The 17,241-nt window shown below is 56.0% G+C and carries 13 protein-coding genes; 5 read left to right on the top strand and 8 right to left on the bottom strand.

Annotated features, from left to right (window positions below; genetic code table 11):
• The first annotated feature begins 30 nt into the window (after positions 1-30).
• Genes BCV73_RS03150 through BCV73_RS03140 form a run of 3 tightly spaced genes read left to right on the top strand, consistent with a single transcriptional unit; the run spans position 31 to position 3,685 of the window.
• Entirely contained in the window at positions 31-1,479 is a 1,449-nt protein-coding gene (locus BCV73_RS03150; protein WP_076170328.1) for a spore germination protein, read from the top strand.
• Positions 1,476-2,579: a GerAB/ArcD/ProY family transporter gene (locus BCV73_RS03145; RefSeq protein WP_089545953.1), complete on the top strand. Its 1,104-nt coding sequence runs from the start codon at positions 1,476-1,478 to the stop codon at positions 2,577-2,579. Before BCV73_RS03150 ends, BCV73_RS03145 begins: the two co-directional genes overlap by 4 nt.
• Entirely contained in the window at positions 2,576-3,685 is a 1,110-nt protein-coding gene (locus BCV73_RS03140) for a Ger(x)C family spore germination protein (RefSeq protein WP_076170330.1), read from the top strand. The genes BCV73_RS03145 and BCV73_RS03140 overlap by 4 nt, the downstream gene beginning before the upstream one ends.
• Before the next feature lie 71 nt (positions 3,686-3,756).
• On the opposite strand, the gene BCV73_RS03135 is transcribed toward BCV73_RS03140, so the two are convergent.
• The 7 genes from BCV73_RS03135 to BCV73_RS03105 form a co-directional block, all read right to left on the bottom strand.
• Entirely contained in the window at positions 3,757-5,352 is a 1,596-nt protein-coding gene (locus BCV73_RS03135; protein WP_089545952.1) for a glycoside hydrolase family 43 protein, read from the bottom strand.
• Positions 5,349-6,332, bottom strand: a complete 984-nt coding sequence (locus BCV73_RS03130) for a pectinesterase family protein (protein WP_089545950.1) — start codon at positions 6,330-6,332, stop codon at positions 5,349-5,351. The genes BCV73_RS03135 and BCV73_RS03130 overlap by 4 nt, the downstream gene beginning before the upstream one ends.
• Before the next feature lie 37 nt (positions 6,333-6,369).
• Positions 6,370-7,260, bottom strand: a complete 891-nt coding sequence (locus tag BCV73_RS03125; RefSeq protein ID WP_089545949.1) for a dienelactone hydrolase family protein — start codon at positions 7,258-7,260, stop codon at positions 6,370-6,372.
• Between the two features lie 3 nt (positions 7,261-7,263).
• Entirely contained in the window at positions 7,264-8,634 is a 1,371-nt protein-coding gene (locus BCV73_RS03120; protein ID WP_089545948.1) for a glycoside hydrolase family 28 protein, read from the bottom strand.
• Entirely contained in the window at positions 8,631-9,776 is a 1,146-nt protein-coding gene (locus tag BCV73_RS03115) for a glycoside hydrolase family 88/105 protein (RefSeq protein WP_089545946.1), read from the bottom strand. The genes BCV73_RS03120 and BCV73_RS03115 overlap by 4 nt, the downstream gene beginning before the upstream one ends.
• 161 nt (positions 9,777-9,937) lie before the next feature.
• The gene (locus tag BCV73_RS03110; protein WP_084203892.1) at positions 9,938-11,467 is read right to left on the bottom strand and encodes an extracellular solute-binding protein; all 1,530 of its coding nucleotides are present in this window, start codon (positions 11,465-11,467) and stop codon (positions 9,938-9,940) included.
• A 96-nt stretch (positions 11,468-11,563) separates the two neighbouring features.
• Positions 11,564-12,529, bottom strand: a complete 966-nt coding sequence (locus BCV73_RS03105; RefSeq protein ID WP_373309525.1) for an ABC transporter permease — start codon at positions 12,527-12,529, stop codon at positions 11,564-11,566.
• Positions 12,530-12,821: 292 nt separating this feature from the next.
• On the opposite strand from BCV73_RS03105, the gene BCV73_RS03100 reads away from it, so the two are divergent.
• A complete protein-coding gene (locus tag BCV73_RS03100) occupies positions 12,822-13,712 on the top strand; it encodes a carbohydrate ABC transporter permease (protein ID WP_089545944.1) in 891 nt (296 codons plus the stop codon).
• A gap of 68 nt (positions 13,713-13,780) precedes the next feature.
• Here BCV73_RS03100 and BCV73_RS03095 read toward each other — a convergent pair whose 3' ends face one another.
• Complete coding sequence (locus BCV73_RS03095) at positions 13,781-16,024, bottom strand: helix-turn-helix domain-containing protein (RefSeq protein WP_089545943.1); 2,244 nt, start codon at positions 16,022-16,024, stop codon at positions 13,781-13,783.
• A 160-nt stretch (positions 16,025-16,184) separates the two neighbouring features.
• On the opposite strand from BCV73_RS03095, the gene BCV73_RS03090 reads away from it, so the two are divergent.
• Complete coding sequence (locus tag BCV73_RS03090) at positions 16,185-17,183, top strand: LacI family DNA-binding transcriptional regulator (RefSeq protein ID WP_076170338.1); 999 nt, start codon at positions 16,185-16,187, stop codon at positions 17,181-17,183.
• Positions 17,184-17,241: the final 58 nt, after the last annotated feature.

The raw sequence follows: 17,241 nt of genomic DNA, 5'->3' as shown, positions 1-17,241 counted from the left end.
AAAAAGTGTCATGCAAAGGATGATCGACCCGTGGAACCCAGCAAAGGTGCAACGATGCTTCAGGCGCTCCAGCATACGTCCTCTGAATTTCTTCTTTCCCGGCTCCAGGAGGCTTTTCAGCATGCGGCCGACTTCCAGGCCGTCTGCATCGGTGAATCGGACGCCGGCAAGCTGTATTTGCTGTACCTGACGACGCTTGTCGGCTCCGATCATTTCATATTCAATATGAACCGGCAGCCGCAGGATGGTGTCCTGACCACACTGCACAGTTATTACGGCACCAGCTATTCGGCTGGTGATTTTTCCGCTTGCGAAAAAGCGGTATGCGCCGGCAAAACCGTGCTGTGCACTGCGGAGTCTGCCAACGGCCTGATTCTGGCAACGGAAAATCCGCAGCAGCGGGGACTGCAACAGCCGCAGACGGAGAACGTGATTCAGGGCCCGATGTACGGTTTTATCGAAAACTATTCAACCAATATCGCCCTCATACGCCAGCGGATGCAAACCTCCCGTTTGAAAATTTGGGAGGCCCGCGTCGGAGATCTGACCAATACGAAGGTGGGCGTGGTTTACCTGGAAGGGGTGACCGATCCAGGTCTCGTCCAATACACCTGCGGTCAAATCAGCGCCATCCAAGCGGACGGAATCCAAGATTCCGGCGAATTGCTGCGGTTCATGGACCCCGGATCTTCCCGCCTCTTCCCTGCCGCCGTCACGACGGAACGCCCGGACCGGGTAACGGCCTCCCTGTTAAACGGGAAGATTGTCGTCTTGATGGATGGAACGCCGTTTTCGATCATCGCCCCGGGGTCCTTCTTTGATTTCTGGGAATCCCCCGAAGATCAATACCTGACGCCGCTGATCGCATTATTTTTAAGGTGGCTGCGGTTCATCGCACTCATGATCAACCTGTTTCTGCCCGCCCTCTATGTGGCCATCACGTCGGTGAACATTGACCTCAACCGTCTGGAGATCAGTCTGGCCGCCGCCGGCAGCAGGGAAGGGGTCCCTTATCCCGTGTGGCTCGAGTCCCTCATCATGCTGTTTCTTCTGGACTGCATCGTTGAGGCCGGCATACGCCTGCCAAGGTCGATCAGCTCCACCGTTACGATGGTTGGCGGGGTGGTGCTGGGACAGGCGATCATTCAAGCGAATATTGTGAGCAATTTGCTGGTCATCATCGTCGCAACGACGGCGCTGACCAATTTTATCGTCGTGGATTATCAGATGGGCCTGGTTCAGCGGATTTTGAAATATTTCACGCTCGCCGGGGCCAGCGTCATCGGAATTCTCGGCATATTCATCTGCTTTGCCATTCTCGTCATCTGCCTCTCCCGCATCCAATCGTTCGGCGTTTCCTATTTGACTCCGATCGGTCCCGGTGCCCGGATCCGGTCCATGAGTCTTGGGCTGATCGGCGGCTCCCGCAAATTTTCACTCAGCTACTGGATTACCTTCGGAAGAGGGTCGAGACAATGAATCCATCGAACGAGGAACTGAAGATCTCCATGCCCCAATACTTCGTCCTGCAGATGATGGTATTCGGGGCGATCTCCTTTCATGTGTACCCTTGGCTCGTCCTGCAATCCACCACCCAGAGCTACTGGATCCCGATCCTGGTCTGGATGCTGCTCGGACTGCTGGGAGCCTGGCTGTTCAGCCGGGTGCTGTCGCTGCATCAAGGAAAAGACGCCTATACGATTACAAAGCGCGTGCTTGGGTGGCCGGGGGTCATTCTTTTTATCGTCCCGCTGCTCTGGTTTATGTGGAGCGCCATGGTGATCATCGTCCGGGCTCACAGCGAGATCATCTCGATGACGATCCTTCACAGCACGCCGCAGTGGTTTTTGGACGGGATGATCTTTATTGGCGTCTTTCTGGCTTTCGGGGGAATCGGTTCGATTATCCGTGCTTCCGTCCTGTTTCTGCTCGTCAGCTTTCCGCTGTCCGTCGGGCTCGTATTGCTGGGTTTCGGCGATCTCGATTTTAATCTGGGCAAACCATGGCTCTATACCAACGGGGATTTTCTGACCAGCCCGAAGTTTTACACGACTTCCTTCATCTGGGCCGGCTATCTTTACTTTGCGGCTTGCGGCAGATACGCCAAACAGCCGAAGAAGCTGTGGCGGCCTTATACCGTGGCTGCGCTCTGTTTTCTGCCTTTACTGGCCGCCGCCGTCTATCAGCCGGCGCTGACGTTTAGTCCGGAGATGTCAAGAATTTTGACGCTTCCTTATATCAGCAAAATGGACTCGGTAAGCTATTACTGGCTGGTGATCGAAAATTTAACCGCCGTATTTATCGTTAGCTCCATCCTCTATTTGTTTTTATTGCTTGCCCTGATCCTGAACTGCATCGTAACGGCAATCAGGGCGGTATTTCCCAGCTGGAACGAAAAGCTGCTATATGTGCTGGCAGGAGTCACGGCATACGCCGCCATCCGGCTTATTCCTTCATGGGAATGGATCGAAAGAGCCGTGGAGTGGGATACGGTTCTGCGCCTTTACTTAATGTATGGCTTTCCTATGGCTGTGCTGGTCAAGTCCTTCATTTCCAACAAAATGAGGGCCCGCCAATGAGCAGACGCGCAGCCCGATGCCTGGCCATCTTATGCCTGCTTCTCTTCCTCCCCGGCTGCTGGGATGTCAAAGATGTCGACAACCGGCTCCTCGAGACCGCGATCGGTATCGAGCCGGCCGGCGGTGACCGGGTGCGGGTCTGGATGAGGTTCCCACTCCCGCAGTCGCAGAACGGAGCCCATAAGGATTTTTTCGTCACCAAGCAGGAAGGCAGCACCGTGATTGAAGCCATAGACCAGCTCCGGTTAAGGCTGCCCAAAAGTCTGGATATGTCGCAGAACCAGTCAATCTTTCTGGATCAGGCACTGGCGAAAAAAGGATTCATGCCCTATTTGGAATTCACAATCAGGGACCGCACCGTTCCTCTGGATTCGTTAATTGCGATTACGACAGGCGGCATGAAGTCAATATTTGAACGTCCCAACCCGACGGGCGAGCTCTCGGGCATCTACACGAAGCTGTTCTTTGAACGCTACGGCGGCGGAACCTCGCAAAAAAACGTCGTGTCGCTATGGGAAATTTTCAGGGGGTACTATGATCCGCTTGAGGAATGCCTCGTGCCTGTATTGGTGACGGATTCTGAAACGATATTCCGGGTCGCGGGCAATGCATTCTTTAAAAATGACGCCATGGTCGGCATGATCTCTCCGGAGGAAACCCTGATTTACGAAATCGTTACGGGCAAGATGTCCCCCTTCGAAATCGAAACCGCGGATAAAATGAACCTTAAAATTCTGAATTCCAGTGCCGATATCGACACGGATATGAGAAGCGGCAAGCCCGTCATCCGCATTCATGCCAAGCTCTCGATGACCCTCATGGATTCCGCGCGCGGGATCGACATCAAGGCAAAGCATCTGGAAGCTTCCATTAACCGCCTGATTGAGCAGCGGGCAGCCGCTGTATTCCGGATGACGCAGGCGCAGGAATCCGACATTTTTGGACTTGGCAACCGCTTCAGAGGAAAAGTTCCACCCAGCCAATACGACCGGTGGCCCAAGCTGTACTCGACAGCAAAACTGGAGTTCAAGCTGGATTCCGAGCTGAAAAACACGGGCCTTCAGCTGAGACGCAGGCCGTTCATTAATCCGTCCAAGGAAAAGTAAGAACCGAAAACAGGGGCTGCTCCACAATAGAAGCAGCCCCTGTTTCATCATTACCGATCATCCCTGCTCTTCTATGCTTCAATTCCCGTATAACGAAAATGGGAAAAGTCCGCATAGCTTCCCCCAAAGGACTGCATATCATGGACGGCGATACCGACAAAGTTGCCGGTGAAGCCGCCGCAGAGGAAGCGGATGTCCTGCTCTTCAAACAACGGGACCCAATCCTGCCCCGGGCTGAACCGGCCATAGAACCGTCCGCGGATGCCACGGACTTCCACGGCCAATTGAACAGCTTCCCCGGCATTCACCGGAATCATGTCCGGAAAAACGGTGAACGCATCGTCCGCGCATCGCATGAGCCGGATCACCTTGCTCTGCTCTTCGTCCTGCGTCACATAAGCATACAAATAATTTTCATCGTTCAAATAAAGCATCAGCCCGGCCATCTGCAAATAGCTTGCTGGCTCGAACTCCAGCGACGTCTCGGCCCGGAAATGGATATCCGCCTGCCGGAGGGCCACAATGTGGTGATGAAACAGGCTTTGCGGCGATTCCCCGGAATGCAGGCGGAGATACCCCGGGCGCTCCGACAGCGAGCACCAGGATGGATCCGCCGGTATGCGGAGCGTATTCCAGGCTTTGGCAAGTTCCGGTCCGTCAAAGGTATCCTCAAACAAGCTCCGTTCAGCGGCCGTCTTGGCCTCTGCCGGCGTGATCCCTTTCGGACACGGGACCTCCATCTGCGGGGAATTCCCCCCGGCGGTCAGGCGAAGCCATCCTTCCTCGTCCCAGTACACCTGCTGCAGCGCTGTTTCCCGGCCAAGGAGCGCGTACTGGCCTTCAACCGGACGCGTGCACAAATGGGCCATGTACCATTCCCCTTGCGGCGTCTGGATCAGGCTGCCGTGGCCGGCACACTGCAGCGGGAGCTCCGGGTTATCCCGGGAGGTCAGCATCGGATTGCGGGGGTCCACTTCGTAAGGGCCCATCAAGCTGCGGGAACGGGCTACCGTCACGGCATGGCCGCTCCCGGTGCCGCCTTCGGCCGTAATCAAGTAGTAATAGCCTTGATGCTTATAAATATGCGGCGCTTCGGTCTTCTTCAGATCCGTCCCGTCAAACAGCTTGAACGGTTTACCAACTAGCTTCTGCTGCTGCGGATCATACTGCTGAATAACGATGCCGCTCGATTTATTCCCTTCCGGAATGCGGTAATCCCAGATTTCGTTCAGCAGCCATTTCCGTCCGTCTTCGTCATGATACAGGCTCGGATCGAATCCGCTGCTGTTCAAATAGACCGGCTCGGACCAAGGCCCGTGAATCGAAGGCGCCGTAATCAAATAATTGTGAACGTCTTTAAATGGGCGCTTGGTGCTTTTCACATCGGTATAAATGAGGTAAAACAACCCGTCATGGTAGCTGAGCTGAGGCGCCCAGATGCTGCAATTCTTCGGGTTTCCCCGCAGGTCGACCTGATCGGTCAGCACGTCGGTGCAGTGCTCCCATACCGCCAAATCCTTGGAAGCATATACCCTTACGCCAGGGAGCCACTCGAAGGAAGACACCGCGATATAATAAGTGTCCTTTGCCCGCACGATGCACGGATCCGGATTAAAGCCCGGCAGCACCGGGTTTCGAATGGTTGCCGTTTGGGTGGATATAGTCATGCTCTTCCCTCTCCTTTTCGTTTCCAAAAGTCCGTTCCGGCAAAAACTTGCTCCTTCCGCGGAGCCCCTTCCAGCGTCTTCTGATAGACCGCCCACCCGGCCCGCTGTCCTTCCGGAGCCGGCGCGGCCGGATCAAAGCGGGTGCCGAATTCCCGGTATTTGACCGTCAGCCGCCGCCCCGGATCGTTCCAGTCGTCCCAGCCCAGCGGTTCGATATGTCCGCCCATCCGGCAGTCGACGTAGTCAGTGCGTGCATATTCGCGCCACGGCCTTCCCAGATACACGCCCGATACGCCTGGCTCTGCCGTCAAATAACAGAGGTTAAAGACATACCCGTATTCCTGCCCCGCGGGAGTAGAAGCCGCGGCGATATAACCGGCATGCCCGCTCGAATGGCGCAGGCTGCGAATCTCGCAGCGGTCAAAGAAGGCGGCCGCGCCGCCGAATATAAAATCCACCGTCCCTTCGATCCGGCAGTATTCGTACACCTGGCGGTACTCTCGGTGATGCTCCCGGAGCGGGATTCCTCCAAACACGCCGCCATGCTTGGGCGCAGGCGGAAGCGGTCCGGTAAACAGCGTGTCCTGGTGCCCTTTAAAGGTGCAGTAGCGAAAAACCGTTTCGTCGCAATGCGCATAGACCGCCACGGCCTGGCCGATGTCCTCGCCCTGCCCGGCCGAATTGGTCACGACCAAATTCTCGATCAGCAGCCGCCGGCCGCCAAGGAACAGCGTCGGCGTTGCAAAGGTGCCAATCTCATTTCCGTTCTCGTCCAGTTCCTTGGCATACCGGCCCTTCGTGATTTCCACATATCCGATGCCGATCACGGCCAGATCGGACCGATATATCCGTACCGCTTCCTCATAGACACCCGACAGGATGTACAGGGTTTCGGGCCGCTGCGGATCTTGCTTCTCCAACGCATCCACCGCTTCCTGAATCGTCGGATAATCGCAGTGGTCCAGCTTTCCTACAATCATGACCTTCCCCCCTTTCGTTTCGGGCTGCGGCCATCGCTTACAAGTGTTCCGCCAAAAATCCCTGCCAGCGGGCCCGCATTTCAGCCGTCTCCATATGGCCGCCGCCGGTCATGACCGTCTGCCAATGCTCCTCCTGTCCGGCGGCCCGGTATACCTCCCGCAGGCCATCGGCCAGCAGCACGACGCCTTCCTCCGGGGTCAGCCGGTCGGTGCGCCCGGTCAGGCTCATCCTTGGCCGCGGGGCGATCATGGCTTGGATTTCCAGCGTCGTGAAGTGCTTCAGCAATCCCGGAACGTAGTAGTAGAACCCGTGGTGATCCAGCCCGCGCTTCTTCATCAAGGTATGGGCATCCACCTGTCCGCAGATGTCCACGGTCACCTTGATCCGCTCGTCCAGCGCCGCCAGCCACCAGGCCATCATCCCGCCCATGGACATGCCTAGGGTCGCGACCCGCGAGGCGTCGATATCTTCCCTGGAGCACATGTAATCCAGCATCCGCCGGTTGTCATACAGCATCATGCCCCACATGACGCGCCCCTGCCATAACATTTCCTTGACGATTTCGCTCTCCGTCTTACCCGACCTCTCATGGAAGCCCCACATGTCGATACAGCAGACGGCATAGCCCATGCCGGTCAGTGTGCTGGCAAAAGACGGCTGCTGCAAATACGAGCTGCCGCTGATCAGCTCCCTGCGTCCGTTTGTGTAATTGCCGCCATGCGAGTGATTGAAAACGACGAGCGGATAGGGTCCCTCTCCGTCTATAGGCAGTGCGACATAAGCGGGCACCTGCTCCAGACCGTTTAAATCCAGCAGCAGCGTCTCGAGCCGGTACCCTTCAGTCTCTTCCTGCTTGAGCAGCTCCGCTTGGATAGGCCGGTCCTCCGGCACATCGCCCAGCAGCTTCTTCAACCGTTCCCTCATCATTGGTTAAACCTCCTCTTCGCTGAGATCCTCCTCCTGCGGAACCACGCTTACCTGTTTTACAAGCTGCTCCGGCACCTTCGTATCCTTTGACCGGCACTGCTGCCATTCCACGTCTTCGCCGTTCTCGACATAGAAAGCCGGCCCTTCATGGCCGCCAACCGTGACCCGGTCAAACCGAATGTCCCTCACATTGCCTAGATAAAAGCCGCGCGCTTTCATATCCTGGATGCCGGACATCATGGCCGGACGCCCCGGAACGGGGTTCTCCGCCATGGAAATATCGATGTCGGCAAACGTTAATTCCGAGATATACCTTTCCGCAAGACCATAAACAAACCCTGCCGCCGCATGTACGTTCCTTGCGGTAATATTCGAAAAGTGAATCCGCCGGAACGTCGGCGTTTCCAGGGTGACCGGATAAGGCCGCTTATCCCAGACGTACTTGTCCTTGCCCCGCGGTCCGCAAAAATAATACAGGTTCAAAATGAAAGGGCAGATGACTTCCTCCATGACGATGCCGCTGACCCGGATATCCTCCACCGTTCCTCCGCGCCCCCGCCGCGATTTCAGCCGGATGCCGCGGTCGGTGTGCTTAAAGATGCAGTTGCTGATCACGACGTTCCGGATGTCCCCGCTCATTTCGCTGCCGAGCACGACGCCGCCGTGGCCGTGGATCATCGTACAGTTCGTGATCGTGATGTTCTCGCACGGAACCCGCTGCGCCGTGTCTTCCGTGCCGGCCTTGATGGCGATGCAGTCGTCGCCGACGTCGATGTGGCAGCCGCTGATCCGCACGTTCTGGCACGACTCCGGGTCGATGCCGTCAGTATTCGGCGAATCCGCGGGATTGTATATCGAGACGTTGTCGATCGTCACGTTGTCGCAGAGAATCGGATTGACCGTCCAGCTCGGGGAGTTGATCAGCGTGACATCGCGGATCGTCACCCGGGTGCAGCGGTCGAGGCTGATCAGCTTCGGCCGGGGGTGGGTCAGCTCATCCGGGCGGCTGCGCATCTTGTCCCACCAGGGCTGGCCGTTGCCATCCAGCGTGCCGCTGCCGGTAATGGACACGTTCTTCAGCCCGTGTCCGTACACGCATGAGGCGTGCACCTCACGCAGCACCCCTTCCCAGCGGGAGGTCACGACCGGATAATCCGCCGGATCGGTGCTGAAGGACAGGACCGCGCCCGGGTCCAGCCTCAGCTCGATGTTGCTGCGCAGGAGGATAGCCCCGGTCAGGTACATGCCTGCGGGGACGAACACGGTCCCGCCGCCCGCGGCATCCGCCGCCTCGATCGCCGCAGCGATGGCCCGGGTCGCCGGCTCGGCGCCGCCGGGTACCGCCCCGAACTCGGTGATGCTGTACACGCTCATGGCTGTTCTCCTGTCGCCGCAGCGGCCGGAACCCTGGCCTCGTATTCGCCGCAGGCCTGCAGAAACGCCCCCAGCCCCTTCTGGTCGTTGGTGATGATCGGCTCGCTAATGTAATAGGCGTACGTGCCGTCGCGCCGGTCGGCCCCGCCCAGCCCGGCCACCTGGCAGTTTTTGTTCAGGTTCAGCCAGCCTTCCTTCGTCTCCAGCACAAACTCCTCCAGCAGCCCCCGATACGCTCTGTCCAAGCAGTCCTGCCATTCCTGCGGCGCAAGCACGCCGAGGCGGAGCCCTTTCGCGATGGCATAGGTGATCATGCTGGAAGCCGAGGCCTCCAAGTAATTCCCCTTGCGGCCGCCCTCATTGACCACCTGGTACCAGACGCCGCTGCCCGGATCCTGATAGGATCTCAGCGCACGCAGCGTATCGCTCAAGATGCGCTTCAGCTCCGGATAATCGGGATGGCTTCCCGGCAGCAGCTCCAGGCTGTCCGCCAGCGCCATGACGAACCAGCCAAGGGATCTTCCCCAGAAATTTGGAGATAAGCCGGTGGCCGGGTCGCACCACGGCTGTGCTTTTTTCTCGTCCCAAGCGTGATACAGGAGCCCGGTGGCCTCATCCTTCGTATGGAGCTCGCACAGCTTGAACTGCTTCGTCACGTCGTCCAGTCCCGCCCCGTCTTCAAACGTAAGCAGATATTCCAGATAGAAAGGCGAGCCCATATACAGGCCGTCCAGCCAAATCTGATAAGGATAAATTTCCTTATGCCAGAATGCCCCCTCCGACGTCCGGGGATGGGATGCCAGCTGGGATCTCAGCAGCCCGGCGGCCTGCTTGTATTTTTCCTCCCCCGTCTCGCGGTACAGCGTGAACAGCAGCTTGCCGTTGTTGATATGGTCGATGTTGTATTCTTCGGGGCGGTACCCGCGGATGCTCCCGTCTTCCTGAATAAAATGGTCCATGTTGTCCCGGATATACTCCAAATACCGGCGGTCTCCCGTCTGCTTCCAGAGCAGCTCGAAGCCCTTGAGCACCACGCCGTAATCATACGACCACTTGCCTTCATATCCCTTACCCTCGTACAGCTTCGGCGTCCGTGCCATGATGGACTCGGCCATGCGCTGCGCCGCGTTGAATGTCTGCATGCTGATCCTCCTCGGATAAAATTTCCGGCTTTCTCTAATAAAATTTCCATCTCCGCCGGCGATTGCTTTTTTGCACCCTGCCGTCTTGGAAAAAACACAGTCCTAACCCCCATGCAGGCGGGATAGGACCTGGTACTTTCTTCTTGCGTCCGGCTCAGCCGTTATTTTTGCTGCGTAGCCTTGTAGGCCGCCTCGTATTCCTCGATAATTTTGCTGCCGCCGGATTTCTTCCAGTTCTCCACCGCAGCTTTGAATTCGTCCAGGTTGATTTTGCCGAGAATGTATTTGTAAGTCGCATCAGTGATGATCTTTTGCAGCTCGGAGCCCTGCGTTGTGTACGTTTCGGATTCCAGGGAATATGCCGGGTTCAGCACCCCGTATTTTGCGTTTTCCTTGATCAGCTTGTCGGCCTCGGCCTTCAGCGGATCGGCATCATGGATTTTGTAGCCCGTTTCGCTCGGACGGGAAGAGGCAAACGGCTGCACTTCCTGCTGCCACAAATCGGTATTGGTGATCGTAACCGCGTCATTCGCATCCACGGTATAATGGACGCCTTCGATTCCGTATGTCATGAGGGCGTACACATCGTCATCCATCAGGTCGTTGACGAACTTCAGAACGCGCTTCAGCTCGGCTTCATCCTTCACTTCGGATTTCGGGAAAGCCAGCAGTCCGCCGATTCCGTTGTTCGCCGCCCAAATCGCGCGGTCGCTTTCGTTGCCTGTCGATGTAATGTTGTTGACCAAGGCGAGCTGCATGTTATCCTGAACGCCCTTGGCCATATTCAAGAGGTTCTTCCCGTCAAACAGGGCGCCGACGTAAATTCCGGCTTTTCCCTGGGCGAATTTTTGCTGCTGGTCGGTTTTGGCGGTCACCGCAAAGTCTTGATTGATATATCCTTTTTCGTACAGTGTCTTCATGTAATCCATCGTTTTGACGTACCCCTCGGTTTCGAATTCGGGAATCATTTTCCCGTCATCCGTCACCTGCCAGTTATTCGGCGTGCCGAAGTAAGAGCCCAGCGTCTTGAAGGCGCCGTAGATCAGATCGCTCCGGTCCATGAAGCCCGTCGTATCCTTCTGCCCGTTGCCGTCCGGGTCCTGCTCGGTGAATGCCTTGGCGACGTTCATCAGCTCATCGGTCGTCTTCGGCACGGACAGTCCGAGCTTATCCAGCCAGTCCTTGCGGATGACGACGCCGTTGCGGGCGAGATCCTTCTGGAAAGGCACACCGTACAGCTTGCCGTCGATCGAAGCCGATCTCCGCGTATCCTGCGAAATTTTCGCCAGGTTCGGGAACTCGTCCAGGAACGGTTCTACCTCCCAGAACATGCCGGACTTCAGGGCGTTTCGTACGGAGGAATTGTCGAGAATGGTGAGCGTAACGATATCCGCCAGGGAATCGGACGCCAGCGACGTATTGATGCGTTCTTCCTTGGAAGCATCCGGAATCCACGAAAATTTGATATCCGCCCCGGTCTTCTCCTCAATCTTGTTCAGCACCGTATCGGTCGGCGGCGACGCCGTGTGCAAAATGTTCAGCCACGTAATCGTCGTTTTTTCGTCACCTGCCGCAGCGCTGCCTCCCGAGCCCTGGGCCGTTTCCCCCTTGCCGCCTCCCCCGCCGCAGGCCGAGAGCAGCAGCCCGCAGACCAGCGTAAACGCAGCCATCTTGCTTACCATTGGTTTCATGTGCCATTTCCCCTTTTCTATTATCCTTTGGATGGATCCCACATCCGTGGATGGATCCCACATCCGTGGATGGATCCCACACCCGCCGTGCGTTGATTAGTACACGCCGTCCTCGCCGAACTTCTTCGCCAGCCGGTTGGAAGCCATGACCAGCACAAGTCCCACCAAGCCTTTGAACAAGCCTACCGTTGTACTAAAGCTCAGCTGTCCGTTTTTCAGTCCCGCCGTATAGATGTAGGTGTCGAAAATTTCGGCCACCTCGCGGTTCAGCGAATTGAGCAGCAGGTACATATGCTCGAATCCCAGATCAAGCGTGCTGCCGATCTTGAGAATGAGCAGGGTGATGATGACTGGCCGGATCGCCGGCAGCGTCACGTGCCACGTTTTGCGGAACCGTCCGGCTCCGTCCATTTCGGCTGCTTCGTACAGCTGAGTGTCCACCACCGTGATCGCAGACAGATAAATAATGGTGGACCAGCCGAGCTCCTTCCAGATGATTTGCCCGATGTACACAGTGCGCAGCCATTCGGGAGCGGTCAGGAAGCTGATTTTGTGCCCGCCCAGCCTGGCGATCAGCTCGTTCAGCACGCCTCCGTCCACAGTGAGGAATACATAGGTAATGGAGACGATGATGACCCAGGACATGAAGTGCGGGATGTAGATGATGGTCTGTACCCAGTTTTTGAACAGCCTGTGCCTGACCTCATTCAGCATCAGCGCCAATATAATGGGAAGCGGAAAAAAGATCACGATGTTGAGTGCAAACAGAATCAGCGTATTGCGCAAAAGCATGAAGAACGTCGGTTCTGTAAACAAGCGGACAAAGTGCTTCATTCCGACCCAAGGGCTGCCCGTGATCCCCTTGAAAGGCTGGTAATCCTGAAAGGCAATGACGAGACCGCCCATCGGCAGATACTTAAAGATGATGAAATACAACACGCCGGGCAAAATCATCAGGTACAGCAGCTTGTGACGTTTGATACGGTCCAGAGCGGTGTCCGTCCGTACCTTCCTGGCCGGTTTGACATTCATGTTCATGACGGCCGTGTTCGAGTCCTTCACCAGGTCGACCTCCTTGTAAGCGTTTCCTGTTACGACTCCAGCTTAGGCCGTTTTGGGAATTCCGTACATAATCATTTCATTGACACCGGCCATAAAACCGCATAACGGCGCCATTTTTGCCTTCCGCATCTCAGCTGATGATTACGGATTGAAGCTGATGATTATCCGGGTGACAGCCGCGGATTCCCCGCTCTCCCCCCTGCCGGACAACACCTCAGGAGCTGATTATATACGTAACCTGGTGCGCTTGGTACAGTCTAACTGTAAACGATTACAAGGAGGATACCCGCGTATGACACCATCCACAGCTTTGCGTAGAAAAGAGTCTTTCGGCAGCCGCCTGTTTACCGTCGTAAACAGCCTCCTGCTCATTCTGATTGCCCTCGTTTGCCTGCTGCCTTTTGTAAACGTGATTGCGAGCTCCTTCGCTTCCACCCAGGAAGTGGTGGCCAAAAAATTCATTCTGTTTCCGACGACGTTCTCCCTCGATGCTTATAAGTACATTTTGTCGACGCCTACGATTTTTAAAGGGCTGGGGGTATCGATCGGGATCACTGTAGTAGGCACGATCGTCAGCATGATCCTGACGGCGCTCATGGCCTATGGCCTGTCCAGGAGATATCTCTACGGCCGGGGCTTCGTCAACTTCATCGTCGTATTCTCCATGCTGTTCAGCGGCGGCATGATCCCGACGTTCCTCGTCGTCAAAAGCCTCGGACTGATCGACTCCTACTGGTCGCTCATCCTTCCGGTCGCTATTAACGCGTTTAACCTGATTATAATGAGAAACTTTTTCCAGGCGCTTCCGGACGCGCTCGAGGAATCGGCCAAAATTGACGGATGCAACGATTTCGGCGTTTTCTTCAAAATTATGCTTCCGCTCGCTCTGCCATCCATTGCTACCATTTCGCTGTTTTATGCGGTAGCTTACTGGAACACCTATATGAATGCGATCCTGTACATGACGGATTCGACCAAGTGGCCGATCCAGGTGCTGCTCCGCCAGATCGTCATCGTCTCCAGCGGCATGCAGGCCGAAGGGACGTCCGTGGATGTCGTTCCGCCGGCGCAGACCATCAAAATGGCGGTGATCGTCATCGCGACCGTACCGATGCTGATCGCGTATCCGTTCGTGCAGAAGCATTTTGTCAAAGGGGCGCTGCTCGGCTCGGTCAAAGGGTAACGAACAGCAAAGTCTTGCATTCCGCTCAAGAAAGCAGCCCGGACGGAAATGCAAGACTTGTGTTTTGATTACTGAGCCTGTTTGACTTTGCGGTAATTTCCCGGCGTCACGAGTTCCTTCTTGCGGAAGGACCGGATGAAGTTTTGCGGATTGTGATACTGCAGCCGCTCGGCGATTTCCTTGATCGTCATGTCCGTTTCGACAAGCCATTTCTTGGCCATCTCCAGCCGGTAATTCATCAGGTATTCGCTGAACGTCATGCCAAACTCCTTTTTAAAAATGCTGCTTAAATAGTTCGGATTATAATGAAGCCGGTCGCTGATCCATTCCAGGGACAATTCCTGGTCGTACTCCGTGCGGACGATCGTGGCGATCTTCTCGGCGAGGGAGCGGAACTGGCGGTTGGTCTTCTCCTTCATGCTGCGCACCATCGGCGAGATGACTTCCTCCACGAGGATCCGCTCGATCTCTTCCGGGTTTCGGATATCGAGCAGGCGGTGGTACAGCGCGTGATTGTCCTGCGTCAGCAGCACCTCTACGCCGAGCAGCTGCTCCAGCTGGATCAGGTTGTTGACGAAACGCACCAGGGCCACTTCAAAATTCATCGAGTTTTTGTTCTTCTTCATCATCTCGGCCAGCAGCGGGTACAGCGCCCGGGGGACCTGCTCTTCGTCGCCCAGCCGGATCGCGTCGAACAGCTGGGTTTCCAGCTCCGTCGGGTAATGCAGAAGCACCGGTCCCGAGACGACCGTCTCGATATCTTCATAGAAAATGATCGATTCTTTACCCAGATTGAGCCGGTGCCGGAGCGCCTGCTTGCTCATTTCGCAAGCCTCCTTGCTCTCCCACAGATGCCGGTACGTCTTGCTGATGCCAAAGCTGACGGAGCAGTTCAAATAGTCGCGCGCCGTCATCATAATCGTTTTCGAAAAGGAGAGCACCTGCCTGCGTATCTCCTGTTCCTCCTGGTCCGTAAACGTGAGGATGGTCGCCTGCGTGTTGTCGTTTAAAATAATCGGCAGCATGCGCCCTTCCTTCGGCACGACTTCCTCGACCATTTTGTTGATGGCGAGCAGCAGCATATCCCGGTCCGACGCCTCCCGGCCGCCGTAACTGTCCATCTGGATCAGCATCGCGACGAATGACGGCTGCGTCAGTTCCGGATACCCGAACCGCGGCAGCATCCGCTCCAGCTCCTCCGGGGATACCCGGTTCCGGAACAGGTTCAGGATCAGCTGCGTTTCCAGCTGGGGCAATTCGGCTTCCATCATGCTCTCCAGGTTTTTCTTCTCGGTGACGATCGTGTCGATGGAATGAAGGATGCCTTCGATTTCGTTCTTGTACGGCAAATGGGAGCTGCGCGGCAGGCTGCGCTGGATTTGGCGGATCGGCTTCGTGAAATAAACGGAGATGCCGTAAGCCACCACGATGATCAGCAGCGTAATGACGGCCACCATCAGCATGATTCCGTATTTGGTCGTCTTGAGCGCGCCGGAAATTTCCTTCTGGTCCAGCAGCGTCACATAGATCCAATTGTTGTAGCTGGATTTAGCATAAATCGCTTCGGCCGACTGGCGCCCGGATGCCGTCACCTTCAGCCTGCCGGCCCGGTGATCTTCCCCGGCCGACTGAACGATGCGTCCAAGCTGGTCAGCGGACAGCAGCTGCTTGTCGGGATCGGTTTCGTACATCAGCTCGCCCTGTTTGTTTAAAATGATGACCGGCGCATTGTCCTCGGTCTTCAGGATCCGGTCAAGCGTGGACCGTGAAATATCCGAAAGGGCAATCGCCTGCTTTTGCTTGGAAAAGACCGGCAGCGTGTTCACGAAACGGATGCCGTCATCCGTTTTGATCCAGAACAGCCCTTTGTCTTTGTCATCGATGTAGGCCTCGTACAGCTTGCGCCGGTCGGCATCCGTCAAATAGGACAGCTTTCCGCTCGTAATCTGCCAATTCTGTACGAGGCTGATGAGCGAATACTCGGTCCCTTCCAGGCCCATCGTGGCGATATAGTTCAGCTGTGTATTGACGTTCCGGTATTCTTCGAAATCCTGTTCCGTGATCGGCCTTTTTACGACGGCATCAAACGAGCTCGTCGTGCTGTATGTATTAAAGGCGTATTCGATCGTCTGGATTTTCTGCTCAAGCGAATTTTTGGTCTGGGTAATAAAGCTCTGCTTGCTGCCCGCCACCCGGTCGATCACCGAGTGGGTCGTATTGATATAAATGTAGCTGCCAAAACTGACGACGAGTCCGATCCCAAGGACCAGAATGGGAATAAACGTTTTATAAAACATGCGGCCTTTTTTCATTGTGATGCTCCTTTAGCCCGTTCTTGTTTCCAATTATAGCGTTTTCATGATTGGGTTGACAATATGATTCACGTGTGCATTTTTCCGGATTTATATTGACTTGAACCCTGTCTGAACTTAAACTGAAACCGTTAACAAATATTTCTTGTCACGAGGTCATATGATTACGATTAAAGACATCGCGCGCGTTGCGGGGGTATCGCATACGACCGTTTCCAGGGCGCTGAACGGCAACCCGCTCATCAAGAAGGAAACCCGCGACCGCATTGAACGCATCGCCGCCGAACTCAACTACATTCCCAATTACAGCGCCAAGAGCCTGGTCATGAAGAAGTCGTATACGATCGGCCTGTTCTTCTCCAGCATCGACCAGGGAACTTCGGCCAGCTTTCTCGTGGACGCCATCAAGGGCATTCATCAGGTGCTCGACGAGAACTACAGCCTTACGGTCCACGGGATCGACAGCATCCGGCACTATGATGCTATAACGCCAAGGCGTTTCGACGGTGTGCTCGTCATGAGCCAGAGCGAAGCGGACAATGCTTTCATTTATCACCTGAAACAGACCGGCATCCCCTTCGTCGTCCTGAACCGCCAGCTGGATGACCCCGGCATTCTGAACGTGGTCGCCAATGACCGCGAAGGCGTCCGGGAGGCGCTGGATTACGGCATCGGACTCGGCCACCGGAAGATCGCCATCATCGAAGGCAAGGCCGGCTTCAAGTCGACAACGGAGCGGAAGCAGGGATTCATGGACAGTCTGATCGCCCACCGCCTCCCGCTGGTTCCGGACTATTTCACCGCCGGGGACTACGGGGTCGAAAGCGGCTATAACGCCATGATGTCGCTGCTCTCCCTGTCCGATCCCCCGACCCTCGTCTTCTGCTCGAACGACGATATGGCCATCGGCGCGCTGAATGCCTGCTACGCGCGGGGCGTCGCGCTTCCCGGACAGCTGTCGCTGATCGGGTTCGACGATATTTTGTTCTCGCAGTATACGTACCCCCCGCTGACAACGATCCGCAAGCCGATTGCCGATATCAGCAAGCTCGGCACCACCAAGCTGATCGAGCGGCTCGAGCAGCCGGACTCGGCGCCGGAACAGCTGTTTGTCCAGACCGAGCTGATTGTGCGGCAAAGCGTTGCGGCTGTCACCTAGGAGGGACAGCTGTAATGCCCTTGATTTTTTGAAGGCGACAATTCAAACATGATTTTTT

Origin of the sequence: Paenibacillus sp. SSG-1 (genome assembly GCF_002224835.1) — a bacterium.
In the GTDB taxonomy this organism is placed as follows: Bacteria; Bacillota; Bacilli; order Paenibacillales; family Paenibacillaceae; genus Paenibacillus_AQ; species Paenibacillus_AQ favisporus.
This window is presented reverse-complemented; position numbering and strand designations above follow the sequence as displayed.

Coding starts and splice junctions, on each gene's coding strand:
- BCV73_RS03145 (WP_089545953.1), top strand. CDS start 1,476: ATGAATCCATCGAACGAGGAACTGAAGATCTCCATGCCCCAATACTTC.
- BCV73_RS03140 (WP_076170330.1), top strand. CDS start 2,576: ATGAGCAGACGCGCAGCCCGATGCCTGGCCATCTTATGCCTGCTTCTC.
- BCV73_RS03135 (WP_089545952.1), bottom strand. CDS start 5,352: ATGACTATATCCACCCAAACGGCAACCATTCGAAACCCGGTGCTGCCG.
- BCV73_RS03130 (WP_089545950.1), bottom strand. CDS start 6,332: ATGATTGTAGGAAAGCTGGACCACTGCGATTATCCGACGATTCAGGAA.
- BCV73_RS03125 (WP_089545949.1), bottom strand. CDS start 7,260: ATGATGAGGGAACGGTTGAAGAAGCTGCTGGGCGATGTGCCGGAGGAC.
- BCV73_RS03120 (WP_089545948.1), bottom strand. CDS start 8,634: ATGAGCGTGTACAGCATCACCGAGTTCGGGGCGGTACCCGGCGGCGCC.
- BCV73_RS03115 (WP_089545946.1), bottom strand. CDS start 9,776: ATGCAGACATTCAACGCGGCGCAGCGCATGGCCGAGTCCATCATGGCA.
- BCV73_RS03110 (WP_084203892.1), bottom strand. CDS start 11,467: ATGAAACCAATGGTAAGCAAGATGGCTGCGTTTACGCTGGTCTGCGGG.
- BCV73_RS03100 (WP_089545944.1), top strand. CDS start 12,822: ATGACACCATCCACAGCTTTGCGTAGAAAAGAGTCTTTCGGCAGCCGC.
- BCV73_RS03095 (WP_089545943.1), bottom strand. CDS start 16,024: ATGAAAAAAGGCCGCATGTTTTATAAAACGTTTATTCCCATTCTGGTC.
- BCV73_RS03090 (WP_076170338.1), top strand. CDS start 16,185: ATGATTACGATTAAAGACATCGCGCGCGTTGCGGGGGTATCGCATACG.